Consider the following 24,601-nt stretch of genomic DNA (forward strand, 5'->3'; position numbering starts at 1 on the left):
GCGCGACGCCAAAAGCGCGAGACGGGCCGCGCGGGCCGTCCGCTGTTCAATGCGTCGTTTCGGTTTCGGTCCGGGTTTCGGGCGCCCGATTCGCCGGCGCCGTCGCGCGCGGCCCGGCCGGCGGCGCGCCCAGGCGGCGGCGCGTGCGCACCAGCTCGGCAAGCTGCCACGAGCCGAGCGCGAGGCAGCCGAACAGCACCTCGCGGCCGCGCTTGACCACCGCGAGCGACAGCGCGGTCTCGCGGTCGACGCCGAACATCTGCGCGAGCAGCACGACGGTCGCCTCCTGCACGCCGAGCCCGCCCGGCACCATGAACGCCGCATGCCGCACGGCCTGCGTCATCGCCTCGATCGCGATCGCGCCGCCGATCGACACCGGGTGGCCGAGCAGCGCGAGCGCCCAGTAGATCTCGAGCGCGCCGAGCACGTAGCCGGCCAGTTGCCAGAAGAACGCGCTGAACAGCAGGCCCGTGCGCGACATCAGCGAATCGATGTCGGCGTCGAGCCGGCGGCCGTCGACGCCCTGCAGCAGCCGGTGCGAATCGCCGAGCAGGCGGCCCGCGAAACGCTCGATCGCATGGAAGATGCCGCCGCGCCGCATCAGCACCACGCCGAGCACCGGCAACGGCAGCGTCAGCAGCAGCGCGAGGCCGATCGTGCCGCCGCCCATGTTGTCGGTCGTCGCGAGCAGCAGCACGAGGCCGAGCGCCGCGAACGCATACTGGACGACGATCGTCACGAGCACTTCGACGATCACCGACGCGGTCACACGGCTCGCGTCGGGCACCTGCCAGCGCGCGAGCCGGATGCCGACGATCTCGCCGCCGATGCCGACCACCGGCAGCAGCCGGTTCACCGCCTCGCGCACGGTCGCGATCCACCACAGGAACGGCAGCGAGCCGCGCCGGTCGAGCAGTTGGTGCCATGCGTACGCATCGAGCAACAGCGGCAGCGCGTGGAACGGCACGAGCCACAGCAGCGCGTAGCCGGCGCGCGCGAGCATCTGCGATACGTCATCGACGCCCTCGTGCAGCCCCAGCGCGAGCAGGATGCCGATGCCGATCGGCCAGCCGAGCCACTTGATCCACTTGCTCATGACGGCTGCGCTCCCGCTGCGCGCGACGCGTGCGCGCCACGTCGTGCCGCAGGCCCGCCGAACACGTCGGCGAAGCCGCCGGTCGCGACGCCCGCCGCCTTCAGCGCGGCCGCGACGCGCGGCGACAGCAGCGCATCGAGTTCGTCGACCGGGCGATAGCCGGCCATCGTCGGCGTGATCGGGCCATCGCCCGCTTCGGCCGGATGGCAGTAGATCTCGCCGACGCCCGGCGGCAGCTTCGCGAGCGCGTCGAGCAGCACGGCCTCGTCCATCGCGCCCGTATGCTCGATGCCGACCACGTAGTCGTTGTGCGCGAGCCCCGCGCGGTCGAGCCGCGCGCGCACCAGCGCGATCCACGGCTTCAGCAGCGCGGGCGCGCTCGTTTCGTACGGCAGCCGTACCGCACGCAGCCCGTAGTCGCGGCCGATCTCGACGATCATCGACAGCACGGTCGGATGCAGGTGGAAATGCTTGTGCGCGTTCACGTGGTCGAGCGGCAAGCCGCTCGCCGCGAACGCGTCGAACTGCGCACGGATTTCCCGGCGCAGTTGCGCGCGCACGTGCGGCAGGAAGAAGAAGCGACAACCGTCCTTCGCCATCGCGTCGCCGAAGCGCCCGTCGGGCCCGACGAGCGCGGGAATCTCATGCGCGGGCAGCGTGGCCGGGCCGTCCGCGAGCACCAGATGCAGCCCGACCGCGAGCGACGGCAGCCGCCGCGCGCGCTCGATCGCATCCTGCGCGGCGGGTGCGCCGACCATCAGGCTCGCGGCGTTCAGCACGCCGTCGCGGTGCGCGCGCTCGACCGCCGCGTTGACGCGCGGGTGCAGCCCGAAGTCGTCCGCGGTGAAGATCAGCGCCCGCGCCGCCCGCTGCGTCGCCACGGATCAGGCCTCGTGCGCGCGCAGGAAGCGGAAGAACTCGACGCCTTCGCGCAGGCGCCGCTTCATCATGTCCCAGCTCGTCAGCATCTCGCGCACGATTTCCCAGATCTTCGACGGACGGAAGTAGAACTCGCGATAGAACTGTTCGAGGTGGTGATAGATCTCGTCGCGCGACAGGTGCGCATAGCCGATCGCCGCGAGCTGCACGCCCTCCTTGCTGACGAGGTTGATCGTCTTGTTCTCTTCCATCCAGCCGTTTTCGACGGCCTGCTTGTACAGCGTCGTGCCCGGATACGGTGCGGCGAGCGACACCTGGATCGTGTGCGGGTTGATTTCCTTCGCGTACTCGATCGTCTTCTTGATGGTTTCCTTCGTCTCGCCCGGCAGCCCGAGGATGAAGGTGCCGTGGATCTTGATGCCGAGCTTCTTGCAGTCCGCGCTGAAGCGGCGCGCGAAATCGGTGCGCACACCCTTCTTGATGTTCACGAGGATCTGGTCGTCGCCCGATTCGAAGCCGACCAGCAGCAGGCGCAAGCCGTTTTCCTTCATGATCTTCAGCGACTTGTACGGCACGTTGGCCTTCGCGTTGCACGACCAGGTCATGCCGAGCTTGCCCAGGCCGATCGCGATGGCTTCGGCGCGCGGCAGATCGTCGGTGAAGGTGTCGTCATCGAACATCAGCTCCTTCACTTCCGGCATGTTGTCGCGGATCCACTTCGCTTCCGCGAGCACGTTCTCGACCGAGCGCGTGCGGTAGCGATGCCCGCTGACCGTCTGCGGCCACAGGCAGAACGTGCAGCGCGACTTGCAGCCGCGGCCCGTGTAGATCGACACGTACGGATAGTTCAGGTAGCCGATGAAGTAGTTGTCGATCTTCAGGTCGCGCTTGTAGACGGGCGCGACGAACGGCAGTTCGTCCATGTTCTCGAGGATCGGACGCGCTTCGTTGTGCTCGATCGAGCCGTCCTTCGCGCGCCAGCTCAAGCCCTTGATCTCGGCGAACGGCTTGCCTTCGGCGAGCTCCTTGCAGGTGTAGTCGAATTCCTCGCGGCACACGAAGTCGATGGCGTCGCTCGCCGTGAGCGAGTTGTGCGGATCGACCATCACCTTCGCGCCCACCATGCCGACCAGCATCGACGGCTTCATCTTCTTCAGATCCTGCGCGAACATCGCGTCGGTCGGGAACGACGGCGTGCTCGTGTGGATGATCACGAGGTCGTAGTCGTTGGCGATCTTCAGCGTTTCCTCGACCGACAGGCCGTCGGCCGGCGCGTCGACGACGCGGCTGCCCGGCACGAGCGCGGCCGGCTGCGCGAGCCAGGTCGGATACCAGAAGGAACGGATTTCGCGCTTCGCCTGATAGCGCGAGCCGGCTCCGCCGTCGAAGCCGTCATACGAAGGGGCCTGCAAGAACAGCGTTTTCATGAATGCTCCGGTAGCCTGCATAGTTCGTTTCGTTACAACGATTCAGTCAAAAAACCGCGGGCCGCCATGCCGGCGCCCGCCTCTTCGTCATGTCGCGCCGCGCGGCTACGCCGTGCGACGCGTGTCGGCCCGCGGGCCGGGTCCGATCGCCAGCCCTAGCGGCCGTCCACTGCTTCCACGGCCGCCGTCGCGCGTTCGCCGCCGACGACCGTCATCCTCGCGCCGCGCCACACGACATGGGTGCCGAACACGGCCGCCAGCCACTCGAGCGCGAGCAGCGTGTCGCGCACCGCGACGAGCGGCAGGTCGCGCCAGAACGCGCGCCAGCCGTCCTCACCGCGCGCGTGCAGCACGAGCCGCCCGAATGCGCCGAGCGCGGCCGCCCCGCCCGCCAGCGTGCCGGCGAAGGTGCCGTCGAGGCGCCACGCGAGCGCCGCGCCGATCGCGAGCCACGGCGCGGTAAACGTGATGAACAGGAACGCGAAGCCGGCCGGGTTCAGCGAACGGATCGTACGCAGCCAGCGCGTCTCGCGGCGCCACAGCGGCCCGAACGACGGTTCGATCACGTCGGTCGCGACCTCGACCTCGGACAGCACGGTGCGCCGCCCGAGCCGACGCGGCAGCTCGGCCAGCCAAAAATCGTCTGCCAGTTCGTCCTTCAGTGCGAAGAGGCCGCCGATCCGCTCGAGCGTGTCGCGCGTGAGCGCGAGCGTCGCGCCGAAGCCGAAGCGGCTCGAGCGGCCGAGGTGCGTGATGCGCACCGACGGCGCGAACCAGGCGTCGACGAACTGCGCGCCGATCCGCGTCCAGAAGCCGCCGACGCTGCGCGCATGATACAGGCACGTGACGACCCCGACCGACGTGTCGGCGAGCGGCGCCGTCACGCGCTCCAGATAGTCGGGCTGCACCGCGATGTCGCTGTCCGCGATCACGATGCGTCCGTATTTCGCGCGCTCGGCGAGATTGATCAGGTTGCTGACCTTCAGGTTCTTGCCGTGCACGCGCGCGTCGACCACGAGCGTGATGTCGCACGCCGGATGAGCGGCGCGCAGCCGCTCGACGACGGCGATGGCCGGATCGGCCGGCGATGCGACGCCGAACAGCACCTCGTAGCAAGGGTGGCGCTGCGTGCAGAAGGTCGCGAGGTTGTCGTACAGGTGCGGCTCCGCGCCGCACAACGGCTTCAGCACGCTGACCGGCTCGAAGCCGTCGCGCACCGCCGTGCGCGGCGTGCGCGGCCGCGGCGCGAAGGCCGCGACGAGCGCATAGCCGGCCGCGGCGAGCGTGAACGCGATCAGGAGCCAGTCGAGCAGCGTGACGATCGGCGTCATGCGCGACGCCTCCCGGCGACCTGGGCGCCATGGCAAACGCTCGAGCGTGATTGAACGTGATGCGGTATTCCGACTACGACGAACGCGGGCACGACCCGACTCCTTGTTCCTGCAGCGTCTGTAATGGGGGAGGCACGACCCGTCGTTCGGGTGCGGCCATGCCCGGCTTCGCGTGGCGTATCCCCCGTGCAGCGCCCGGGCGGCATGCGGGAAGACTCGAATGGCTCCATCGGCACAAGATGGGCAGGCGCCGGATTTTAACAGTCCGCGCCCCCCGGCGCTCGGCGTTCCGGGAAACGGACTAGTGCAATTCCAGCAAAGCTGAGCGGTCGACGAACCCGATCGGCCCGGCCACGTTCACGTTAGCGTAAGTACTTTGCAGGCGTATTGCAGTCTTTAAAATCAGACATTTCGTGCAAATTTGTATGTCGATGCGGTTTCATTTCCAATCGCCGTAAAGTTTGGTAATTAACCAGCGATTAGATTGATTTTTGCAACGATCATCGCAAGGAACCCTGCGTCCCTGTAAGGCGCATGGGTATGCGCGCGCCGCCAGCACGTTCCGGAACCCTTTGGCAAAATCGTTGGCGTTTGTTGCGTCAGCGCATCACCACGCCACCCGTTTCGAAGGTCTTCCGATGACACCGTTTTCCGTACTCGATCTCGCCCCCATCCCGGCCGGCGCCGACGCCTCGCAAGCGTTCCGCAACACCGTCGATCTCGCGCAGCACGCGGAACGCTGGGGCTACCGGCGCTACTGGCTGGCCGAGCATCACAACATGCCGGGCATCGCGAGCGCGGCCACCGCCGTCGTGATCGGCCACGTCGCGGGCGCCACGCGCACGATCCGGGTCGGCTCGGGCGGCATCATGCTGCCGAACCATGCGCCGCTCGTGATCGCCGAACAGTTCGGCACGCTCGCGTCGCTGTATCCGGGGCGCATCGACCTCGGCCTCGGCCGCGCGCCCGGCACCGACCAGACCACGTCGCGCGCGCTGCGCCGCGACCTGATCGGCAGCGCGGATTCGTTTCCGGACGACGTCGCGGAGCTGCAGCGCTACTTCGCGGAGCCGGTGCCCGGCCAGCGCGTGCGGGCGGTGCCCGGCGCGGGGCTCGACGTCCCGGTGTGGCTGCTCGGTTCGAGCCTGTTCAGCGCGCAGCTCGCGGCGATGCTCGGGCTGCCGTTCGCGTTCGCGTCGCACTTCGCGCCGGATTACCTGATGCGCGCGCTCGATATCTATCGCGCGCAGTACCGGCCGTCGGCCGCGTGGCCGAAGCCGCATGCGATGGTGGGCGTCAACGTGTTTGCGGCCGAGACCGACGACGACGCACGGCGCCTGTTCACGTCGCTGCAGCAGCAGTTCATCAACCTGCGGCGCGGCACGCCGGGCAAGCTGCCGCCGCCCGTCGACGTGCTCGAGGCGAACGAACTCGAACTCGCGACCGTCGCGCATTCGCTGTCGTTCGCGGCGGTCGGCTCGCGCGACACGGTGCGCGACAAGCTGCGCGAGCGCATCGCGCAGACGGGCGCCGACGAGCTGATCATCACCGCGCAGATCTACGATCACGCCGCGCGGCTGCGCTCGTTCGAACTGGCCGCGCAGATCCGCGACGAGCTCGCGAACGAGGCAGGCTGACAGCCCGACGGCGCGCGGCCGGCGGCCTGCTCCGCGTCACTGCGGGCGCACGGCCTCCAGCCCGTCGAGCAGCGCCTTGTGGAACGCGTCGGGGTCCTGGATCTGCGGCGCGTGCCCGAGCGCCGGGAATTCGACGAGCTGCGCGCCGGGAATCGCGGCCTGCGTGCGCTTCGCGAGCTCCGGATAGCGGCCGAGCTTCGCATGCACGTCGGGCGGCGCGGCGTCCTTGCCGATCGCGGTCGTGTCCTTGTCGCCGATCATCAACAGCGTCGGCACGCGGATCGCGCCGAATTCGTAGACCACCGGCTGCGTGAGGATCATGTCGTAGATCAGCGCGGAGTTCCACGCGACCGCGTCGCGGCCGGCGCCGCGATACATCCCGGCGAGCATCTGCACCCAGCGCTCGTACGACGGCGACCACTTGCCCGCATAGTAGGTCGCCTGCTCGTAGCGGCGGATGCCGTCGGCCGTGGTCTTCTGCTCGCGTGCATACCAGTAGTCGACCGACAGCGGCGGCACGCCGAGCGCCTTCCAGTCCTCGAGGCCGATCGGGTTCACGAGCACGAGCTGGTCGGTCGCCTTCGGATACATCAGCGCATAGCGGATGGCGAGCATCCCGCCCGTCGAATGGCCGATCATCGTCGCCGACTTCACGCCGAGCGATTCGAGCAGCGCGTGCGTGTTGCGCGCGAGTTGCTGGAAGCTGTACTGGTAGCGCTCGGGCTTCGACGACTTGCAGAAGCCGATCTGGTCCGGCGCGATCACGCGATAGCCGGCGCGGCTCAGCACGTCGATCGTGTCTTCCCAGGTCGCCGCGCAGAAGTTCTTGCCGTGCAGCAGCACGACGGTGCGGCCGTTCGGGTGCGCGGGCTGCACGTCGAGGTACGCCATCTCGAGGGTTTCCCGCTGCGACACGAACGCGTACGCGTGCACGGGCGCCGGATACGCAAACCCTTCCAGCCGCGGGCCGTACGCGGGCCCGTCGTTGGCGGCGGGCGTCGCGGCAACGCCCGCAACGGGCAGCGCGCACGCGGCGGCGGCGCTCGCGCCGAGCACCGCGGCGCGCGCGACGGACAACATCTTGCAAATCGAAAGCATGGCGATCACCGTGATGGGGGACGCGCGCGGGCCGCCGGAGTGCGGCGGGACGGGCTCGCGCCCCGCGATTCTACGCGCTCGCGTGACGACGGCGCGCAACACTCCGGAGCCGCGCGACTTCCGCGCGTATGACGAACTCGGGTATCGTGTGACGTGACCCTGAAACGCGTGCAGGCGAATTCCCATGAAAAACGTCCTCAGCATTCAGTCGCACGTCATCTACGGCCATGCCGGCAACAGTGCGGCCGTGTTCCCGATGCAGCGCCTCGGCGTCAACGTCTGGCCGCTCAACACCGTCCAGTTGTCGAATCACATGCAGTACGGCCACTGGGCCGGCAGCGCGATCGATGCCGCGAAGATGGAACAGCTCGTCGACGGCATCGCCGCCATCGGCGCGCTCAAGCGTTGCGACGCGGTGCTGTCCGGCTTCCTCGGCTCGCCGCCGCAGGCGCGCGCGGCGGTCGAGATCGTGCGCTCGGTGAAGGCGATGAATCCGAACGCGTGGTACTTCTGCGATCCGGCGATGGGCCAGACGGGCGGCATCCGGCCCGAGCCCGGCGTCGAGGAATTCATCGTCCAGGAAGTGCCCGCGCTCGCCGACGGCATGTCGCCGAACCATACCGAACTGCAGAAGCTCGCCGGGCGGCGCATCGAGACCGTCGCCGAAGCCGTCGACGCCTGCCGCGCGCTGATCCGCCGCGGCCCGCAGATCATCCTCGTCAAGCACCTGCACGACCGCAACAGCCCGGCCGACCGTTTCAACATGCTCGCCGTCACCGAAACCGAAGCGTGGATCGGCCAGCGGCCGCTGTATGCGTTTCCGCGCCACCCGGTCGGCGTCGGCGACCTCACCAGCGCGATCTTCGTCGCGTGCCGGCTGCGCGGCGACTCCGTGCGCGCCGCGTTCGAACACACGCTCGCGGCCGTGCATGCGGTCGTGAAGGCCACCTACGACGCACGCCGTTACGAACTCGAACTCGTCGCCGCGCAGGACGAGATCGCCCGCCCGAGCGAATGGTTCGGCGCGTGGGTGACCGACGCCTGACGCGCCGGCACCGCGTTGCGCTGCTCCGCCGCGCTGCTTTCCTGCTTTCCCCGTTACACCACGACCGCCTTCGATGCGCATCCCGATACCGGTTCGCCGTCCATGCAAACGTTTCCGGACTTCACATGAATGACACCGATTCCTCGCTATGCTCGCGGCGGCACGCACCGACGCAGCCGCATCCTGCGATTCGGTGCGCGCCTTTCCCGCAGGTCCCGCCAATCGGCTCCCCCTTTACCGCACGATAACGACCATGACCCGATCGAACCGTCGTGACTTCCTGCGCGTCGCCGCCGGCACTGCCGGCGCCGCCGCGCTGAACCTGTTTCCGCCCGTGATCCGGGATGCGCTCGCGATTCCCGCGAACCGCCGCACCGGCACGATCCGCGACATCGAGCACATCGTGATCCTGATGCAGGAGAACCGCTCGTTCGACCACTACTTCGGCACGATGCGCGGTGTCCGCGGCTTCGGCGACCCGCGCCCGTTGCGCCTCGCGAACGGCAAGTCGGTGTTTCACCAGCCGGTCGGCCCGGCCGAACTGCTGCCGTTCCACCCCGGCGCGGACAAGCTCGGCCTGCAGTTCCTGCAGGACCTGCCGCACGGCTGGCAGGACATGCACGCCGCGTGGAACAAGGGCCGCTACGACCAGTGGGTGCCGAACAAGGGCACCACGACGATGGCGTACCTCAAGCGCGACGACATCCCGTTCCATTACCAGCTCGCCGATGCGTTCACGATCTGCGACGCGTACCACTGCGCGATCCCGAGCTCGACCGACCCGAACCGCTACTACATGTGGACGGGCTACGTCGGCAACGACGGCACGGGCGGCGGCCCGGTGCTCGGCAACGAGGAAAAGGGCTACGGCTGGACGACCTATCCGGAAGTGCTCGAACAGGCCGGCGTGTCGTGGAAGATCTACCAGGACGTCGGCACGGGGCTCGACGCGAACGGCTCGTGGGGCTGGACGCAGAACCCGTACATCGGCAACTACGGCGACAACTCCCTGCTCTACTTCAACCAGTACCGCACCGCGCTGCCCGGCACGCCGCTGTACGACAAGGCGCGCACCGGTACTAACATCAGCGCCGGCGGCACGCTGTTCGACGTGCTCCAACAGGACGTGAAGAACGGCACGCTGCCGCAGGTGTCGTGGATCTGCGCGCCGGAAGCGTATTCCGAGCACCCGAACTGGCCCGCGAACTACGGCGCGTGGTACATCGAGCAGGTGTTGAAGGCGCTCGTGTCGAATCCCGACGTGTGGAGCAAGACCGCCCTCTTCATCACGTACGACGAGAACGACGGCTTCTTCGATCACGTGCCGCCGCCGTTCGCGCCGCAGTCGCGCGAGAACGGGCTGTCGACCGTCGCGACGACCAACGAGGTGTTCGCCGGCGACGCATCGCACATGGCCGGCCCGTACGGGCTCGGGCCGCGCGTGCCGATGCTGGTCGTGTCGCCGTGGACCAAGGGCGGCTGGGTCTGCTCGCAGACCTTCGATCACACGTCGCTGCTGCAATTCATCGAGGCGCGGTTCGGCGCGCAGTATCCGGTCACGGCCGCCAACGTGTCGCCGTGGCGTCGCGCGGTGTGCGGCGACCTGACCGCCGCGTTCGATTTCGCGACGGCCGACGCCGGCTGGCCGACGCTGCCCGATACGAGCGGCTACGCGCCGCCGGATCGCAATCGCCACCCCGATTACATCCCGGTGCCGCCGGTGCTGCAGAAGCTGCCGAAACAGGAAGCCGGGCTGCGCCCGGCGCGCGCGCTGCCGTACGAGCTGTTCGTGCACGGCCGCGTCGAAGCCGCGAACGGCCAGTTCCGGCTGACCTTCGCGAACACGGGCCGCGCGGGCGTCGCGTTCCAGGTCCAGTCGCGCAACCGCGTCGACGGCCCGTGGACGTACACGGTCGAAGCCGGCAAACGCATCGCCGATACGTGGAGCGCGGCCGCGTCGCTCGGCCTGTACGACCTCGACGTGTACGGCCCGAACGGCTTCTACTGCCATTTCCGCGGCCCGTTCGCGACCGGCGTCGGCAGCGCGAACGTGAACCCCGAAGTGATCTACGGCTACGACGTCGCGAACGGCAACATCACGCTGCGCCTGATGAACCGCGGCCACAAGGCCGTGCGGCTCAAGGTCACGAACGCGTACGGCCACGGTCACGCGCGTACGTTCGATCTCGCGCCGGGCGCGCACGTCGACGATTACTGGGACCTGCGCGGCAGCCACGGCTGGTACGACCTGACCGTCAGCGACGGCCGGCAGCTCGGCTTCCTGCGCCGCTTCGCCGGCCACGTCGAAACGGGCCGCCCGAGCACCAGCGACCCGCTGATCCGCACGACCGCGTCGCACGACGACGCCGAGGCCGCCTCGGACGCCCTGTCCGACTGACGTCGGCCCACGCGCGGCGCGGCCCCGGCAGGCCGCGCCGCGCCCTTGCCCCGCACCGCTCCCCCTTCTCCGCACCCGTTCCGTTCGCGACGGGAAACTCCCGATACCGGCCGTGGCCGGTCGCGCGGAAGCTATGCGCAAATCCGCATCGAATGCGCGGCAAATTTCCAAGACCCGCGCATATCGGCGACCTATATATCGAGGCAATCGGGGCTGGGAGATGTTTCCGAGGGTCACGATGCCGACCTCCCCGCCCGATTCCGAGAAGCGGTCGAACCGCCCGCCCGTCGCACGCGCCCGGCCCGTCCTGGTGCGCGCGGTATCCACTCGCCGGTGTCGAACAAGAGGAACAACATGAAATTCCGTCATTCCCTGCTGTCGGTGTCCATCGCCTCCGCGCTTGCCCTCCTCTCGCAACAGGCCGCGCAGGCGGCCGACACAACCGACGTGAAGGTCGGCTTCGCCGCGCCGCTCACCGGCGTGAACGCCGGCTACGGCAAGGATCTGCAAAACGGTGTCCAGCTCGCGCTCGACGATGCGGTCGCGCAGAAGGTGCAGATCGCCGGCAAGCCCGCCCGCTTCAATCTCGTCGTGCAGGACGACCAGGCCGATCCGCGCATCGGCGTGCAGGCCGCGCAGGCGCTGGTCGACCAGAACGTGTCGGTCGTGGTCGGCCACTTCAATTCGGGGACGACGATCCCGGCGTCGGTGGTCTACGACAAGGCCGGCATTCCGGTCATCGACCCGGCCGCGACCAACCCGACGCTCACATCGCGCGGGCTCGCGAACATGTTCATGGTGATCGCGACCGACGGCCAAAATGCCGGCAACGCGGGCAAGTACGCGGTCGACGTGACGAAGGCGAAGCGCATTGCGATCATCGACGACCGCACCGCGTTCGGCCAGGGCGAGGCCGACGAATTCGAGAAGGCCGTGAAGGCTGCGGGCGGCAACCTCATCGGCCGCGAGTTCACCAACAACCAGGCGGTCGATTTCCGCGCGCAGATCACGAGCCTGAAGGCCAAGAATCCCGACCTGATCTTCTTCGGCGGCCTCGATTCGCTCGCCGCGAACTTCATCAAGCAGATGCGCCAGCTCGGGCTGAATGCGCAGTTCGTCGGCGGCGGCGGCGTGAAGGACAACGAGTTCATCAAGATCGCGGGCCCGGCCGCCGAAGGCGCGATGGCATGGGAATACGGCCGTCCGCTCGACGAGCTGCCGCAGGGCAAGGATTTCGAGGCACGCTTCAAGAAGCGCTTCGGCGTCGACGTGCTGTCGTATGCGCAGTTCGGCTATGACGCGGCGTGGGCGGCGATCAAGGCGATGCAGGCGGCCAACTCGACCGACCCGAAGGCCTATCGCCCGGCGCTCAAGAAAATCGACTTCGAAGGCGTGACCGGCCGCATCTCGTTCGCGAACGACGGCTCGCTGAAGAGCGGGATGTCGACGCTGTACCAGGTGAAGAATGGCGCGTGGAAGACGATCGTGACGAAGGGAGGCTGATCGGCGACGGAGGCGGCCGGCGGCGGAAACGCCGCCTCGCCGCTGAGACCGGCGCCGCCCGCACCGATCTCGTATGACGACTGATGTTGAAGCGATTCGAGGCAGGCCCGCCGCCGCGCGGCCCCCACACCCCGGCCAGCGGTCAGCCGGCCTCGGCCTCCGCCGCCTCGTGCGCGCGGCGCAGCCGCTCGCGGCTGTTCGTGAGGTGCGTGCGCATCGCGGCGCGGGCCGCTTCCGGGTCGTGGCGGGCGATCGCCTCGTAGATGTCCTCGTGCTCGTGGTTCAGCCGGCCCACGTAACGCTCAAGGTCGTCGCCGGCAAAGCGCGCCGAGTTCACGCGCGTGCGCGGGATGATCGACGTGCCGAGCTGCGTCATGATGTCGACGAAATAGCGGTTGCCGGTGGATTGCGCGATCTGCAGGTGGAACTGGAAGTCGAGCTGCGCGGTGTCGCGGCCGCCGCCCGCGCCCGTCGCGATCGCGTCGAGCGCGCGTCGCAGCGCGGCGAGGTCGGCATCGTTCGCGCGCTGCGCGGCCAGGCTCGCGCACTCGCTTTCGAGGCTGATGCGCAGCTCCAGCACCGCGAGCACATCGCGCAGCGTCGTGATCGTCGCGGGATCGATGCCGAGCGTCTGGCGGCGCGACGGCTCCAGCACGAAGCTGCCGATGCCGTGGCGCGTCTCGACGAGGCCGCTCGCCTGCATCCGCGAGATCGCCTCGCGCACGACCGTGCGGCTCACGCCCTGCGCCGCCATGACTTCGGTTTCGGTCGGCAGCTTGTCGCCGGGACGCAGCGTGCCGTTTTCGATCTGCGCGGTCAGCGCGTCGACGACATCTTGTGCGAGGCTGCGTGCGCGACGGCGCGGCGCTGCGGGAAGCGTAGGCACGGACATGTGGCCGGTTCCTTTTTGAATGATCGTAATGTGAGCCGAGGGTTTACGCGGGGTTTGAGCGAAAGCCGATGATTCATTATACTGCGTCACAAGTCATCCGACGACTGATGATCGGCGCACGGATCTCCTGTCGACTCAGGTCGGCCGTTCAGCACCGCCCCGGTCCCGTGCGTGACAATCGGGCCGCGTTCGCGTTTCGCGCGCCGCCGGCCCGGTTGCCGCTTTCACCCCGTTTCGGGTTGCGTCGACATGCGGGCCTTGCGCGCCGCGCACATCGGTTGTCGAATGATCGCACCTCCCGCCGCGCGCGGCAAAGCTTTTGCCGCACGGCATCGCCCACTCTCTCGCCATCGCCGCCCATGAACGCCGTCACTGCCTCGCCCTCCCCCGACACGCCGCGCATCGTCGACCTGCAAGCGATTCCGGTCGCCGGCCACGACAGCATGCTGCTCAACCTGAGCGGCGCGCACGGCCCGTTCTTCACCCGCAACCTCGTGATCCTGAAGGACAGCGCGGGTCGCACGGGCGTCGGCGAAGTGCCGGGCGGCGAAAGCATCCGCCGCACGCTCGACGACGCGCGCGCGCTCGTCGTCGGCCAGCCGGTCGGCAACTATCACGCGGTGCTCAACGACGTGCGGCGCACCTTCGCCGACCGCGACGCGAGCGGCCGCGGGCTGCAGACCTTCGACCTGCGCACGACGATCCACGCGGTCACCGCGCTCGAGGCCGCGCTGCTCGACCTGCTCGGTCAGCATCTCGGCGTGCCGGTCGCCGCGCTGCTCGGCGAAGGCCAGCAGCGCGAGCGTGTCGAGATGCTCGGCTACCTGTTCTACATCGGCGATCGCACGAAGACGGCGCTGCCCTATCGCGACGGCCGCGGCGCGACCGACGACTGGACGCGCGTGCGCGACGAAGCCGCGCTGACGCCCGAAGCCGTCGTGCGGCTCGCCGAAGCCGCGCATGCGCGCTACGGCTTCAACGACTTCAAGCTGAAGGGCGGCGTATTCGAAGGGGCAAGCGAGATCGAGGCCGTGACGGCGCTCGCCGAGCGCTTCCCCGACGCGCGCGTGACGCTCGATCCGAACGGCGCGTGGTCGCTCGACGAGGCCGTGCGGCTGTGCCGCGACCAGCACCACGTGCTCGCGTACGCGGAAGATCCCTGCGGCGCGGAGAACGGTTACTCGGGCCGCGAGGTGATGGCCGAATTCCGCCGCGCGACGGGGCTGCCGACGGCGACCAACATGATCGCGACCGACTGGCGGCAGATGGGCCATGCGGTGCAGCTGCACGCCGTCGACATCCCGCTCGCCGATCCGCACTTCTGGACGATGCAGGGCTCGGTGCGGGTCGCGCAGATGTGCCGCGACTGGGGCCTCACGTGGGGTTCGCATTCGAACAACCACTTCGACGTGTCGCTCGCGATGTTCACGCACGTCGCGGCCGCGGCGCCGGGCCAGGTCACCGCGATCGATACGCACTGGATCTGGCAGGACGGCGAACGGCTGACGCGCGAGCCGCTGAAGATCGAGAACGGTCTGGTGGACGTGCCGAAGCGGCCGGGGCTCGGCATCGACATCGACATGGATGCGGTCGCGCTCGCGCACGAGCTGTACAAGCAGCACGGCCTCGGCGCCCGCGACGACGCGGCGGCGATGCAGTATCTGATTCCGGGCTGGACGTTCAACAACAAGCGCCCGTGCCTCGTGCGCTGAGCACGGACCGACCGGGCGGCAACGTCGCCCGGTCACGCCCGGGCGGCCGCCTCTAGCCGGGGATCACTGACCGGGCGTCCCTGACCGGGCGTCCCTGACCGGACGTCCCTAGCCGGCCGCACCTAGCCGGCCGCACCGATCCCCCGCGCCATCCCCGACGCGGCGAACACGATGACGATCACCAGCACCGCCTGCCAGTGGCCGATCCGCACATAGGTGCGCGCACGGTCGATATCGGGCATCTGCTGCCGCCGCGCGGCGACACGCCAGCGGATCAACCCCAGCATCGGCACGACCTCGAGCAGCAGGATCAGCACGAGCGCGGTCATCTTCAGGTGAAAGAGCGGTTCGTGCAGGTAGTACGCGGTCCCTTTTTCGAAACCGCCGAACGCACGCGCGAGGCCCGTCGCGATCAGGACGAGCGCGGACAGCCCCCAGAGCGCATCCGCCTTGAACACGCCGGGCAAATCGGCCGCCTGCGCCGACGCGACGAGCCGGCGCAACGCGCGGTTACGCGCCGCGATCGCGGCAAACGCGACGCCGAACGCACTCAGGTGGATGGCAGCCAGCAACCAACGGACGATCATCGCGCCTCCTTGTCGCCCGCGTCCGTGCGCGGGCCGTGTCAGACGATTTGCTTGAGCGCCGCGTCGAGCGCGAGCACCGCGACGCGGTCGCCTTCGGTCGCGAGCGGCGTGCGCATCACGATCTGCCGGTTGTGGCCGACAGCCGCCGGCGAATCCCACAGCAGCTCCACCTTCGGTCGATTGAACAGGCTGCCGCGACGCGGCGGCACGACCGCCGGCTGCGCGCCTTGCTCGCCCTGTTCGCCCGCGGCGGGCGCCGCGCGGCCGGGCCAGCGCACCGACAGTTCGCGCGCGTCGTACTGGCCGACCTTGCGGCTTTCCATCCAGACGATCGCGGTGCGCGTCAGCATGTCGAGCGAGATCGCATACCGGCCGACCGCGAAGCGGCGCGCGGCCACGTTGGTCCGCCACAGCGGCCGCGGCCGGCAGATCCACACGATCGCCGCGTACAGCGCCGGCGCGGCGACGAGCCAGCCGTTGGTGGCCGTCACCGCGTGCAGCGCGCGGCGCCAGCCGGCCGCCCACGTGAAGGCGCCGATCGACCACACCGCGAACAGGAAACCGATCAGCGCGAACACGCGCAGCGCCTGGCGCAGCCACTGCGGCAGCGGATGGAACGGCCGCTCGGCCCGTGCGGCGGCACCCGGCAGCGCGAGCAGCAGGAAGATCAGGATGAGGTAGATGAATGCCCACGGCGACGACACCATCGCCGACAGCGACGAGCGATAGCCCATCTGGGACATCGAGAACAGCCAGCGCGCGAGCAGCACGAGACCGATCGCGCGCAACGCGAAGATCACACCGGCGCCGGGGGCCGGCGCTGCGCGCGTGGTTTTCGTTCTCGCCAAGACTGCTCTCCTCTGGATATTCGTACCGGGCCGGATTTCACGGCACGGCCATTATAGGGACATTACCGTCTGGACAGATGGCCGGATGGCGTGCCGGGCCGCTTCGAAGCGGGTTCGCGGCGCCGGGCGCGGCGAGAATACAACACATCCGCGCCGCGGATGTGACGACGCCCCGCCGGAAGACCCGGACGGGGCGTCGTACGGTCGCGCGCCGCCATGCGGCGGCGGCCCGCAATCAGCTCGCGTTGACTTCGCGGAGCACCGTGCGGCGCTTCTGGCGCAGCAGTTCCTCGTAGCCCTTCACGTAGTTCTGCGCCATCACCTTCGACGAGAAACGGGCTTCGAACGCGGCGCGAACCTTCTCGCGCGGCAGCGTATCGAGGCGCTTGAGCGCGGCGACGGCCGACAGTTCGTCTTCGACGACGAAGCCCGACACGCCGTTGTCGATCACTTCCGGCACCGAGCCGCGCTTGAACGCGATCACCGGCGTGCCGCAGGCCATTGCCTCGATCATCACCAGGCCGAACGGCTCCGGCCAGTCGATCGGGAACAGCAGCGCGTGCGCGTTGCCGAGGAATTCGGTCTTTTCGGCTTCGCTGATTTCACCGATGTACTCGACGTGCGGCAGCGCGAACAGCGGCTTGATCTTCTCTTCGTAGTACGCGCGGTCGGCCTTGTCGAGCTTCGCGGCGATCTTGATCGGCAGGCCGGCCTGCTCGGCGATGCGGATCGCGGTGTCGACGCGCTTTTCCGGCGAGATGCGGCCGAGGAACGCGAGGTAGCTCGGCTTCACGTTCGGGATCGGCGTCAGCAGGTTTTCCGGCAGGCCGTGATACACGGTCGACAGCCAGTTCGCCTGCGGCAGCGGGATGCGCTGGTTGTCGGAGATCGACACGACCGGCACGTCGCTGAATGCGTTGAAGATCGGCTGCAGCTCCGGCAGGTCGAGACGGCCGTGCATCGTCGTCAGATGCGGGACCGGCTGGCGCGAGAACAGCGAGAACGGGTAGTAGTCGATGTGGCAGTGCAGGACATCGAACTCTTCCGCGCGGCGGCGCACCTGCTCGAGGAGCAGCATGTGCGGGGCCATCACGTCGCGGATGGTCGGGTCGAGGCGCAGCGCCTGCGGCCAGCACGCTTCGAGCTTCGCGGAGGTCTGCGAATCGCCGCTCGCGAAGAGCGTGACGTCATGCCCCATCTCGACGAGTGCTTCGGTGAGGTAGGACACCACTCGCTCGGTACCGCCGTACAGTTTCGGGGGCACCGCTTCATGCAACGGAGCGATTTGGGCGATTCGCATGCGTAACTCCTAAAAAATCGGCAAAAAACCAGGTATGGGTCGGCAACCTGCCGGGGGCCGGGATGCATGTCGTCCGAAAGTCGGACGAATCAGCCTGCCGGGGCGTCGAACCCGCGCTGCTCAAGGAGCGTCGTCGACGCGACAGGCATAGAACGTTTGAAACGAAGACCCGTTGACAGGGGTTCGTAAAAAACCTGGAATCGAACCCGGAGCCGATTATCTAGGGTTAATCCCGATACGGCGCACGACATTTCAAACTCTTTACTTTGTTACAAAGGCGCAACACTTTGCAACCCGCGGACTCGGGCGTCCGTTCTAGAGTGGAAGGCCGTTTTGGCGATCCTCGTTAACCCGCAGCTGCCGGCAGCGTGATTTCGGCACACGCGGCAGGACGGGATGCCGGATTTTATCTCAAAATCGAACGCGAGCCCCTGGCCAAGGCAAGATTCGCGCAGCGCGACGCGCGGCCTTGTTTACAATGCCGGATTATTCAGTCCGAGCGCGCCGGCCTGCGATCCAGCCGCCACGCTCAATCACCGAATCACCGCACGCATATTTTGGAATCTCTCACCCCTGCCCAGCGCAACGCCCACAACGCGAAGCTGTCGAGCTACGCGCATCGGCCGATCGCGTTCCTGTTCCGCTACATCCGCCTCCATCCGGTCGCCCACCTGGTGGTGCTCTGCAGCGTGCTGGCCGCCGTCGGCTGCGCGCTCGGCTCCCAATATGCGATCAAGCACCTGATCGACGTGCTGGCGACCGGGCGGCATCATCCCGGCCCGCTGTGGAGCGCGTTCGCGCTGCTCGTCGGCCTGATCGCGGCCGACAACCTGCTGTGGCGCGTCGGCGGCTGGGTCGCCGCGCACACGTTCGTCGCGGTCACCGGCGACCTGCGGCGCGACCTGTTCCAGTACCTGATCGGCCATTCGCCGACGTATTACTCGGAGAAGCAGCCGGGCACGCTCGCCAGCCGCATCACGGCCACGTCGAACGCGGTCTACACGTCGGAGAACACGATGGCGTGGAACGTGCTGCCGCCGTGCATCGCGGTGATGGGCGCGATCCTGATGATCATCGTCGTCAATCCGCTGATGGCGGCCGGCCTGCTCGGCTGTTCGGCCGTGCTGTCCGTCATCCTGTTCAAGCTGGCCGGCCGCGGCTCGGCACGCCATCACGCGTTCGCGGCGAAGGCAGCGGCGGTCGACGGCGAGCTCGTCGACGTGATCGGCAACATGGGCCTCGTGCGCGCGTTCGGGATGACGCTGCGCGAACAGAAGCGCTTCAGCGCGACGGTCAAGGCGGAGATGGATGCGCGCCAGCAAAGCCTGCTCTATCTCGAAAAGCTGCGCCTGCTGCACGCGGTGATCACCGCGATGCTGTCCGCCGGCCTGCTCGGCTGGGCGCTGTGGCTGTGGGACCAGGGCCGCGCGACGTCGGGCGACATCGTGCTCGTCAGCTCGCTCGGCTTCACGATCCTGCACGGCACGCGCGACCTCGCGGTCGCGCTCGTCGACGTCACGCAGCACGTCGCACGCCTGTCCGAAGCGGTGAAGACGCTGCTCGAACCGCACGGGATGCCGGACCGTTCCGACGCGCAACCGCTGTCGGCCACGGGCGGCCGCGTCGACTTCGAGCGCGTGACGTTCGCGTACCCGCACCGCCGCGCGATCCTCGACCATTTCGACCTCCATATCGAGCCGGGCCAGCGCGTCGGCCTGATCGGCAAGTCGGGCGCCGGCAAGTCGACCGTGCTGGCGCTCCTGCAGCGCTTCTACGACACGCAGGACGGTGTCGTGAAGATCGACGGCCAGGACGTGAAGGGCATCACGCAGGACAGCCTGCGCCATGCGATCGCGCTGGTGCCGCAGGACATCTCGCTGCTGCACCGGACGATCTACGACAACATCGCGTACGGCCGCCCCGACGCGACCCGCGAGGAAGTGCTCGCCGCGGCGCGCGACGCGCGCTGCGCGGAATTCATCGAGGCGATGCCGGAAGGCTATGACACGATCGTCGGCGACCGCGGCGTCAAGCTGTCGGGCGGCCAGCGCCAGCGCATCGCGATCGCGCGCGCGATCCTGAAGGATGCGCCGATCCTGCTGCTCGACGAAGCGACGTCGGCGCTCGACAGCGCGTCCGAGGAAGCGATCCAGAGCGCGCTCGACCGCCTGATGGTCGGCCGCACGGTGATCGCGATCGCGCACCGCCTGTCGACGCTGCGCAACTTCGACCGCATCATCGTGATGAGCAACGGCAAGGTGATCGACGACGGCCCGCCCGACGTGCTGCGCAACCGTCCCGGCCTGTACCGCGACCTGCTCGCGAAGCAGCACGGCCGCCATCACGCGGCGCCCGTCGACGGCAACACGCCCACCGGCGAACGCGTGGCCTGACGCGCCGGCATACCGCCGACGAAAAAGCCGCCTTGCTTGCGCACGGCGGCTTTTTCAATTGCAGCGGGGGCAATCCGGTCAGACCTGCTGCAGATCGCGCAGGAAATTGTCCCGCCACACCGACACGTTGTTCTCGCGAAGCTGCGCGATCATGTCCGCGTAGCGTGCGCGCCGCTCGGCGAGCGGCATCGTCAACGCCTGCGACAGCGCATCGGCCATCCCGTCGATATCGATCGGATTGACGATCAGCGCGCCGGTAAGCTCGCGTGCGGCGCCCGCGAAGCGCGACAGCACCAGCACGCCCGGATCGTCCGGATTCTGCGCGGACACGTACTCCTTCGCGACGAGGTTCATCCCGTCGCGCAGCGGCGTCACGAAGCCCACGCGCGCGAGCCGGTACAGCGCGGCCAGCAGCTGGCGGTCGTACTGGCGGTGAATGTAGAGGATCGGCGCCCAGTCGAGTTCCGCGTAGCGCCCGTTGATGCGCCCCGACTCCGCCTCGAGCTGCAGGCGGATGTCCTGGTATGCGCGCAGGTCCGCGCGCGTCGACGGCGCGATCTGCAGGAACGACACGCGGTTGCGGATCGACGCCTGGTGCTCGAGCAGCTTCTCGAAGGCCCGGAAGCGCTCGACGAGCCCCTTCGAATAATCGAGCCGGTCGACGCTCATGATCAGTTGCCGCCCGCGTAGCGACGTCGCGAGCGTACGCACCGCCTTGCCGTTCTCGCCCGCCTGCGCGAGCGACGCGATCTCGTCCGGATACACGCCGATCGGATAGGCGGCCGCGCGCAGCGTCTGGCCGAACGCATGCACGCTTACCGTATTCCCGTCGCGCTCGACGTCGCCGCCCGCCTCGAACTCGACGTAGTCGCAGAACGCGCGCAGGTCGGGCTCGGTCTGGAAGCCGAGCAGATCGAACGCGCACAGCGACTCGACGAGCTCGCGGTGCGGCGGCACGTTGACGAGCACCTGCGCGGCCGGAAACGGGATGTGCAGGAAGAAGCCGATGCGGTTCTTCACGCCGGCGTCGCGCAGCGCGCGCGCGAACGGAATCAGATGATAGTCGTGCACCCAGATCACGTCGTCGTCCTGCAGCAGCGGCACGAGCTGCTGCGCGAGCCACACGTTGACGCGGCGGTAGCCGTCGAATTCGTGGCGATCGTACTGGATCAGGTCCGCGCGGTAATGGAACGCGGGCCACAGCGTCGCGTTCGAGAAACCGCGGTAATACTGGTCGTAATCGCGGCGCGACAGCCCGACGGTCGCGAACGTCACGGGCCCGCGCTCCTCGATGCGGATCTGCGGCTGCGGCGCGCCGGACGCGACCACGTCGCCGCTCCAGCCGAACCACATGCCGCCGGTTTCCTTCAGCGCGTCGTAGACGCCGATCGCAAGGCCGCCCGCCGCCGGTTCGCCTTCCGAGATCGGCGCGACGCGGTTTGAAACGATGATGAGCCGGCTCATGCGTGAGGCTGCCCCGCGCCGAGCCAGCGTGCGATCTGCTCATGCAGGGCGTCGACCGAATCGAGCCGCATGCGCGCGGACGTCTCGCCCGCGCCGACCTTGATCGACAGGCCGCCGCGCGCATTGACCACCGCGAAGCCCTTCTCGTCGGTCAGGTCGTCGCCCGCGAACAGCGGCACGCGGCCCGCAAACGGCGGCTCGTCGAGGAACGCGGCCAGCGCGCGGCCCTTGTCGACGCCCTTCGGCTTGATCTCGAACACCATCTTGCCCGGTTGCAGCACGTACGCATCCGCATAGTCGGCGACGAGGCGCTCGGCCGCCTCGCGCGCCACCGCCTCGCGCTCGGGCGCATTGCGAAAGTGCAGCGCGACGGCCGCGCCCTTGATTTCGAGCAGCATGCCCGGATGGCGGTCGACCACGTCGGCAAGCTCGCGCTCGATGCGCAGCAGGCGTTCGTCGTTGAAGCCGATGCGCTGCGTGTCGCCGTTCGCATCGCGGCGCTCCGCGCCGTGCAGGCCGGCGATCGGCAGGCCGGGCATCTTCAGGAACGTGTCGAGGTTGTCGATGCCGCGCCCGGACACGATCGCGACCGCGCCGTGCGAGCGGCGCGACAATTCGTCGAGCAGCGTCAGCAGCGACGGCGGAACGCGAATGCTGTCGGGCGTCGGCGCCAGCTCGACGAGCGTGCCGTCGAAGTCGAAGAAGAACGCGGTATCGGTCAGGGACAGGGAAGCCGGAACGGATTGCATCGATTCGATAGTCTGAGGGCGGCCGGCACACGCCGGCCGCCGCTGCGCGAATGGAGTTGTGCGCATCTTACCGCGCCTGCGCCCCCAGATGGGCGAAACCGGGGCAGCGCGAACCTCGCGCCGCCCCACCGCGTCAACTGCGACATATTGCCCCGCTGGCCGGCACCGTACCGGTTTCAAAAGGACGCAGGCGCGCGAATTGCGCTACAGTCGCAACCGCCTGCCGCGCGACGCATGGCATCGCGCCGGCCGGTCACCCATTTCGCCCGATCGAGCCCAGGATGCCGTCTCGCCTCTCCCGCCTCATCCGCAGGTCCGCGGCCCTCGCCGCCGCCGTGGCGCTCGCCGCGTGCACGCGCGACGAGCCGCGCTGGAACCTGACCAACGTCACCGGCCACCTGCCCGACCTGTCGTTCAGGCTGACGGGCGGCGACGGCCGTCCCGTCGACGCCGATGCGTTCCGCGGCCGGGTCGCGCTCGTCTACTTCGGCTACACGCACTGCCCCGATGTCTGCCCCGAAACCTTGGCGCGGCTGATGGACGTGCTCGCGAAGCTCGGCCCCCGGGCGGACAACGTGCGCATCCTGTTCGTATCGGTCGATCCCGCGCGCGATACGCCGCAGGCGATGCAGTCCTATGTCGCCGCGTTCGACCCCGCGCATGCGCGCGGGCTGACCGGCACCGACGGCCAGATCGAGTCGCTCGCCAAGCGCTATCGCGTCGCGTACCAGATGGAAAAACGCGATCCGTCCGGCGGCTACGAAGTCACGCACAGCTCGGCCGTCTACATCTTCGACGCGACCGGCCGCGCACGCCTGCTCGCGACCGATCGCGATTCGCCCGACGCCATCGCCGCCGATGTGCGCCGGATCATCGACACCGCCTCCACGACCTGAACCGCGCCATGAACACGAAAACGACACTCAAGACGCTCGCCCTCCTCGCCGCGCTGTGCGCCGGCGCCCACGCATATGCCTCCGGCGCGATCAGCGCGCAGAACGCGTGGGTGCGCTGGCTGCCGAACAAGCTGCCCGCCGGCGGCTACGTGACGCTCGTGAACACCGGCGACAAGCCGATCGACCTCGTCGACGTCGACAGCCCCGACTACGGGATGGCGATGCTGCACCAGACGGTATCGAACGGCTCGACGCAGAAGATGGAAATGGTCGACAAGCTGACCATCCCCGCGCGCGGCAAGGTCGACATCGCGCCGGGCGGCTATCACTTCATGCTCGAGGAGCCAAAGCACGCGATCAAACCGGGCGACACCGTGCACCTGCGCCTGAAATTCTCCGACGGCGAAACGGTCGATGCGCCGTTCGCCGTGAAATCGCCGGCCAAGGCGAAGTGATGCGCGCGCGATGAACCTCCTGTACTGGCTCGATCCGTGGGAACCGTCGCCGACCGTGGTCATCGCGGTGCTCACGGCCGCCGTGCTGTTCGCGCGCGGCGTGAAGAAGGCGAAGGTGTCGCCGCTGCGGCAGTTCTCGTTCTGGTTCGGGCTGACGGCGCTCTACATCGCGCTGCATACGCGGCTCGACTATTTCTTCGAGCACGAATTCTTCCTGCACCGCGCGCAGCACCTCGTGCTGCATCACCTCGGGCCGTTCTTCATCGCGCTGTCCTATCCGGGCGCGGCGATCCGGGCGGGCATTCCGTTCCGCTGGCGGCAGCGCTTCGTGCGTCCCGCGCTTGCGTGGGCGCCGGTACGGGCGACGCTCGACGTGGTGTTCCATCCGGTCGTCGCGGTCGTGCTGTTCGTCGGGCTGATCTATTTCTGGCTGCTGTCGCCGATCCACTTCATCGCGATGCTCGACTGGCGCCTGTATCGCGTGATGAACTGGAGCATGGTGATCGACGGGCTGCTGTTCTGGTGGCTCGTCGTCGATCCGCGTCCCGCGCCGCCCGCGCGGCTGTCGCCGGGCCGCCGGATCCTGATCGTCGTCGCGGCGATCCCGCCTCAGATCGCGCTCGGCGCGCTGATCTTCTTCACGCCGCACGAGCTGTATCCGATCTACTCAATCTGCGGCCGCGCGTTCACGTGGCTGAGCCCGATGCGCGACCAGCAGATCGGCGGCCTGCTGCTGTGGATTCCCGGCTCGATGATGAGCGTGATCGGCGCGCTGATCGCGCTGCGGCACTGGCTGCGGCTGTCCGCGCGCGGGCGCCTGATCGGCGAACGGGCCGCGCTGCCTGCGGACGAGCCGCCGGTCGCACGCGCCGCGCACTGACCGCCGCGGCG

Annotated in this window: 20 protein-coding genes; 9 read left to right on the top strand and 11 right to left on the bottom strand. The window is 68.5% G+C overall.

Features of this window, described 5'->3' with window-relative positions; translation table 11 throughout:
• Positions 1–46: 46 nt before the first annotated feature.
• The 4 genes from QZM15_RS05395 to hpnI all read right to left on the bottom strand — a co-directional run bounded on the left by QZM15_RS05395 (position 47) and on the right by hpnI (position 4,733).
• A complete protein-coding gene (locus QZM15_RS05395; RefSeq protein ID WP_104012342.1) occupies positions 47–1,096 on the bottom strand; it encodes a lysylphosphatidylglycerol synthase domain-containing protein in 1,050 nt (349 codons plus the stop codon).
• Positions 1,093–1,977 carry a hopanoid biosynthesis-associated protein HpnK gene (gene hpnK, locus QZM15_RS05400; RefSeq protein WP_060965776.1) on the bottom strand — a complete coding sequence of 295 codons (885 nt, stop codon included), beginning with the start codon at positions 1,975–1,977 and terminating at the stop codon, positions 1,093–1,095. The genes QZM15_RS05395 and hpnK overlap by 4 nt, the downstream gene beginning before the upstream one ends.
• A gap of 3 nt (positions 1,978–1,980) precedes the next feature.
• A complete protein-coding gene (hpnJ, locus tag QZM15_RS05405) occupies positions 1,981–3,423 on the bottom strand; it encodes a hopanoid biosynthesis associated radical SAM protein HpnJ (protein ID WP_306532324.1) in 1,443 nt (480 codons plus the stop codon).
• 134 nt (positions 3,424–3,557) lie between these two features.
• Positions 3,558–4,733, bottom strand: a complete 1,176-nt coding sequence (hpnI, locus tag QZM15_RS05410; protein WP_104012343.1) for a bacteriohopanetetrol glucosamine biosynthesis glycosyltransferase HpnI — start codon at positions 4,731–4,733, stop codon at positions 3,558–3,560.
• 638 nt (positions 4,734–5,371) lie between these two features.
• Here hpnI and QZM15_RS05415 point away from each other — a divergent pair.
• Complete coding sequence (locus QZM15_RS05415; protein ID WP_302106018.1) at positions 5,372–6,370, top strand: LLM class flavin-dependent oxidoreductase; 999 nt, start codon at positions 5,372–5,374, stop codon at positions 6,368–6,370.
• A gap of 36 nt (positions 6,371–6,406) precedes the next feature.
• On the opposite strand, the gene QZM15_RS05420 is transcribed toward QZM15_RS05415, so the two are convergent.
• Positions 6,407–7,468 carry an alpha/beta fold hydrolase gene (locus QZM15_RS05420; protein ID WP_059638318.1) on the bottom strand — a complete coding sequence of 354 codons (1,062 nt, stop codon included), beginning with the start codon at positions 7,466–7,468 and terminating at the stop codon, positions 6,407–6,409.
• Between the two features lie 184 nt (positions 7,469–7,652).
• Here QZM15_RS05420 and pdxY point away from each other — a divergent pair, with 184 nt between their 5' ends.
• From pdxY to QZM15_RS05435, 3 genes are all read left to right on the top strand, one after another.
• Positions 7,653–8,513, top strand: coding sequence for a pyridoxal kinase PdxY (gene pdxY / locus QZM15_RS05425; RefSeq protein ID WP_060313304.1), 861 nt, complete (start codon positions 7,653–7,655; stop codon positions 8,511–8,513).
• Between the two features lie 253 nt (positions 8,514–8,766).
• Positions 8,767–10,911, top strand: a complete 2,145-nt coding sequence (locus tag QZM15_RS05430) for a phosphocholine-specific phospholipase C (RefSeq protein WP_099316215.1) — start codon at positions 8,767–8,769, stop codon at positions 10,909–10,911.
• Between the two features lie 354 nt (positions 10,912–11,265).
• Positions 11,266–12,414, top strand: coding sequence for a branched-chain amino acid ABC transporter substrate-binding protein (locus QZM15_RS05435; protein ID WP_302106019.1), 1,149 nt, complete (start codon positions 11,266–11,268; stop codon positions 12,412–12,414).
• 142 nt (positions 12,415–12,556) lie between these two features.
• Here QZM15_RS05435 and QZM15_RS05440 read toward each other — a convergent pair whose 3' ends face one another.
• A complete protein-coding gene (locus tag QZM15_RS05440; RefSeq protein ID WP_011544971.1) occupies positions 12,557–13,306 on the bottom strand; it encodes a FadR/GntR family transcriptional regulator in 750 nt (249 codons plus the stop codon).
• Positions 13,307–13,665: 359 nt separating this feature from the next.
• Between QZM15_RS05440 and gudD the strand changes: the two genes are divergently transcribed.
• Entirely contained in the window at positions 13,666–15,018 is a 1,353-nt protein-coding gene (gene gudD / locus QZM15_RS05445; protein WP_099316213.1) for a glucarate dehydratase, read from the top strand.
• Positions 15,019–15,140: 122 nt separating this feature from the next.
• Here the strand turns inward: gudD and QZM15_RS05450 are convergent, their stop codons facing one another.
• The 3 genes from QZM15_RS05450 to QZM15_RS05460 all read right to left on the bottom strand — a co-directional run bounded on the left by QZM15_RS05450 (position 15,141) and on the right by QZM15_RS05460 (position 17,753).
• Entirely contained in the window at positions 15,141–15,605 is a 465-nt protein-coding gene (locus tag QZM15_RS05450; RefSeq protein ID WP_059638311.1) for a DUF2214 family protein, read from the bottom strand.
• A gap of 38 nt (positions 15,606–15,643) precedes the next feature.
• The gene (locus QZM15_RS05455) at positions 15,644–16,453 is read right to left on the bottom strand and encodes a hypothetical protein (protein WP_060965771.1); all 810 of its coding nucleotides are present in this window, start codon (positions 16,451–16,453) and stop codon (positions 15,644–15,646) included.
• 235 nt (positions 16,454–16,688) lie between these two features.
• Positions 16,689–17,753: a glycosyltransferase family 4 protein gene (locus QZM15_RS05460; RefSeq protein WP_034186533.1), complete on the bottom strand. Its 1,065-nt coding sequence runs from the start codon at positions 17,751–17,753 to the stop codon at positions 16,689–16,691.
• Positions 17,754–18,310: 557 nt separating this feature from the next.
• Between QZM15_RS05460 and QZM15_RS05465 the strand changes: the two genes are divergently transcribed.
• Positions 18,311–20,146, top strand: coding sequence for an ABC transporter ATP-binding protein (locus tag QZM15_RS05465; RefSeq protein WP_302106020.1), 1,836 nt, complete (start codon positions 18,311–18,313; stop codon positions 20,144–20,146).
• 78 nt (positions 20,147–20,224) lie between these two features.
• Here the strand turns inward: QZM15_RS05465 and otsA are convergent, their stop codons facing one another.
• On the bottom strand, positions 20,225–21,610 hold the full coding sequence (gene otsA / locus QZM15_RS05470; RefSeq protein WP_059573978.1) for an alpha,alpha-trehalose-phosphate synthase (UDP-forming): 1,386 nt from the start codon (positions 21,608–21,610) through the stop codon (positions 20,225–20,227).
• A complete protein-coding gene (otsB, locus tag QZM15_RS05475; RefSeq protein ID WP_302106021.1) occupies positions 21,607–22,359 on the bottom strand; it encodes a trehalose-phosphatase in 753 nt (250 codons plus the stop codon). The genes otsA and otsB overlap by 4 nt, the downstream gene beginning before the upstream one ends.
• A 281-nt stretch (positions 22,360–22,640) precedes the next feature.
• On the opposite strand from otsB, the gene QZM15_RS05480 reads away from it, so the two are divergent.
• Genes QZM15_RS05480 through QZM15_RS05490 form a run of 3 tightly spaced genes read left to right on the top strand, consistent with a single transcriptional unit; the run spans position 22,641 to position 24,590 of the window.
• Entirely contained in the window at positions 22,641–23,255 is a 615-nt protein-coding gene (locus QZM15_RS05480; protein ID WP_059573980.1) for an SCO family protein, read from the top strand.
• A gap of 8 nt (positions 23,256–23,263) precedes the next feature.
• Positions 23,264–23,710 (top strand): copper chaperone PCu(A)C, encoded by a 447-nt coding sequence (locus tag QZM15_RS05485; RefSeq protein ID WP_104012347.1) that lies wholly within the window; start codon positions 23,264–23,266, stop codon positions 23,708–23,710.
• 10 nt (positions 23,711–23,720) lie between these two features.
• Complete coding sequence (locus tag QZM15_RS05490; protein ID WP_124657612.1) at positions 23,721–24,590, top strand: cytochrome c oxidase assembly protein; 870 nt, start codon at positions 23,721–23,723, stop codon at positions 24,588–24,590.
• The last annotated feature ends 11 nt before the right edge of the window (positions 24,591–24,601 follow it).

This window comes from Burkholderia sp. AU44665 (assembly GCF_030504405.1).
In the GTDB taxonomy this organism is placed as follows: Bacteria; Pseudomonadota; Gammaproteobacteria; order Burkholderiales; family Burkholderiaceae; genus Burkholderia; species Burkholderia semiarida.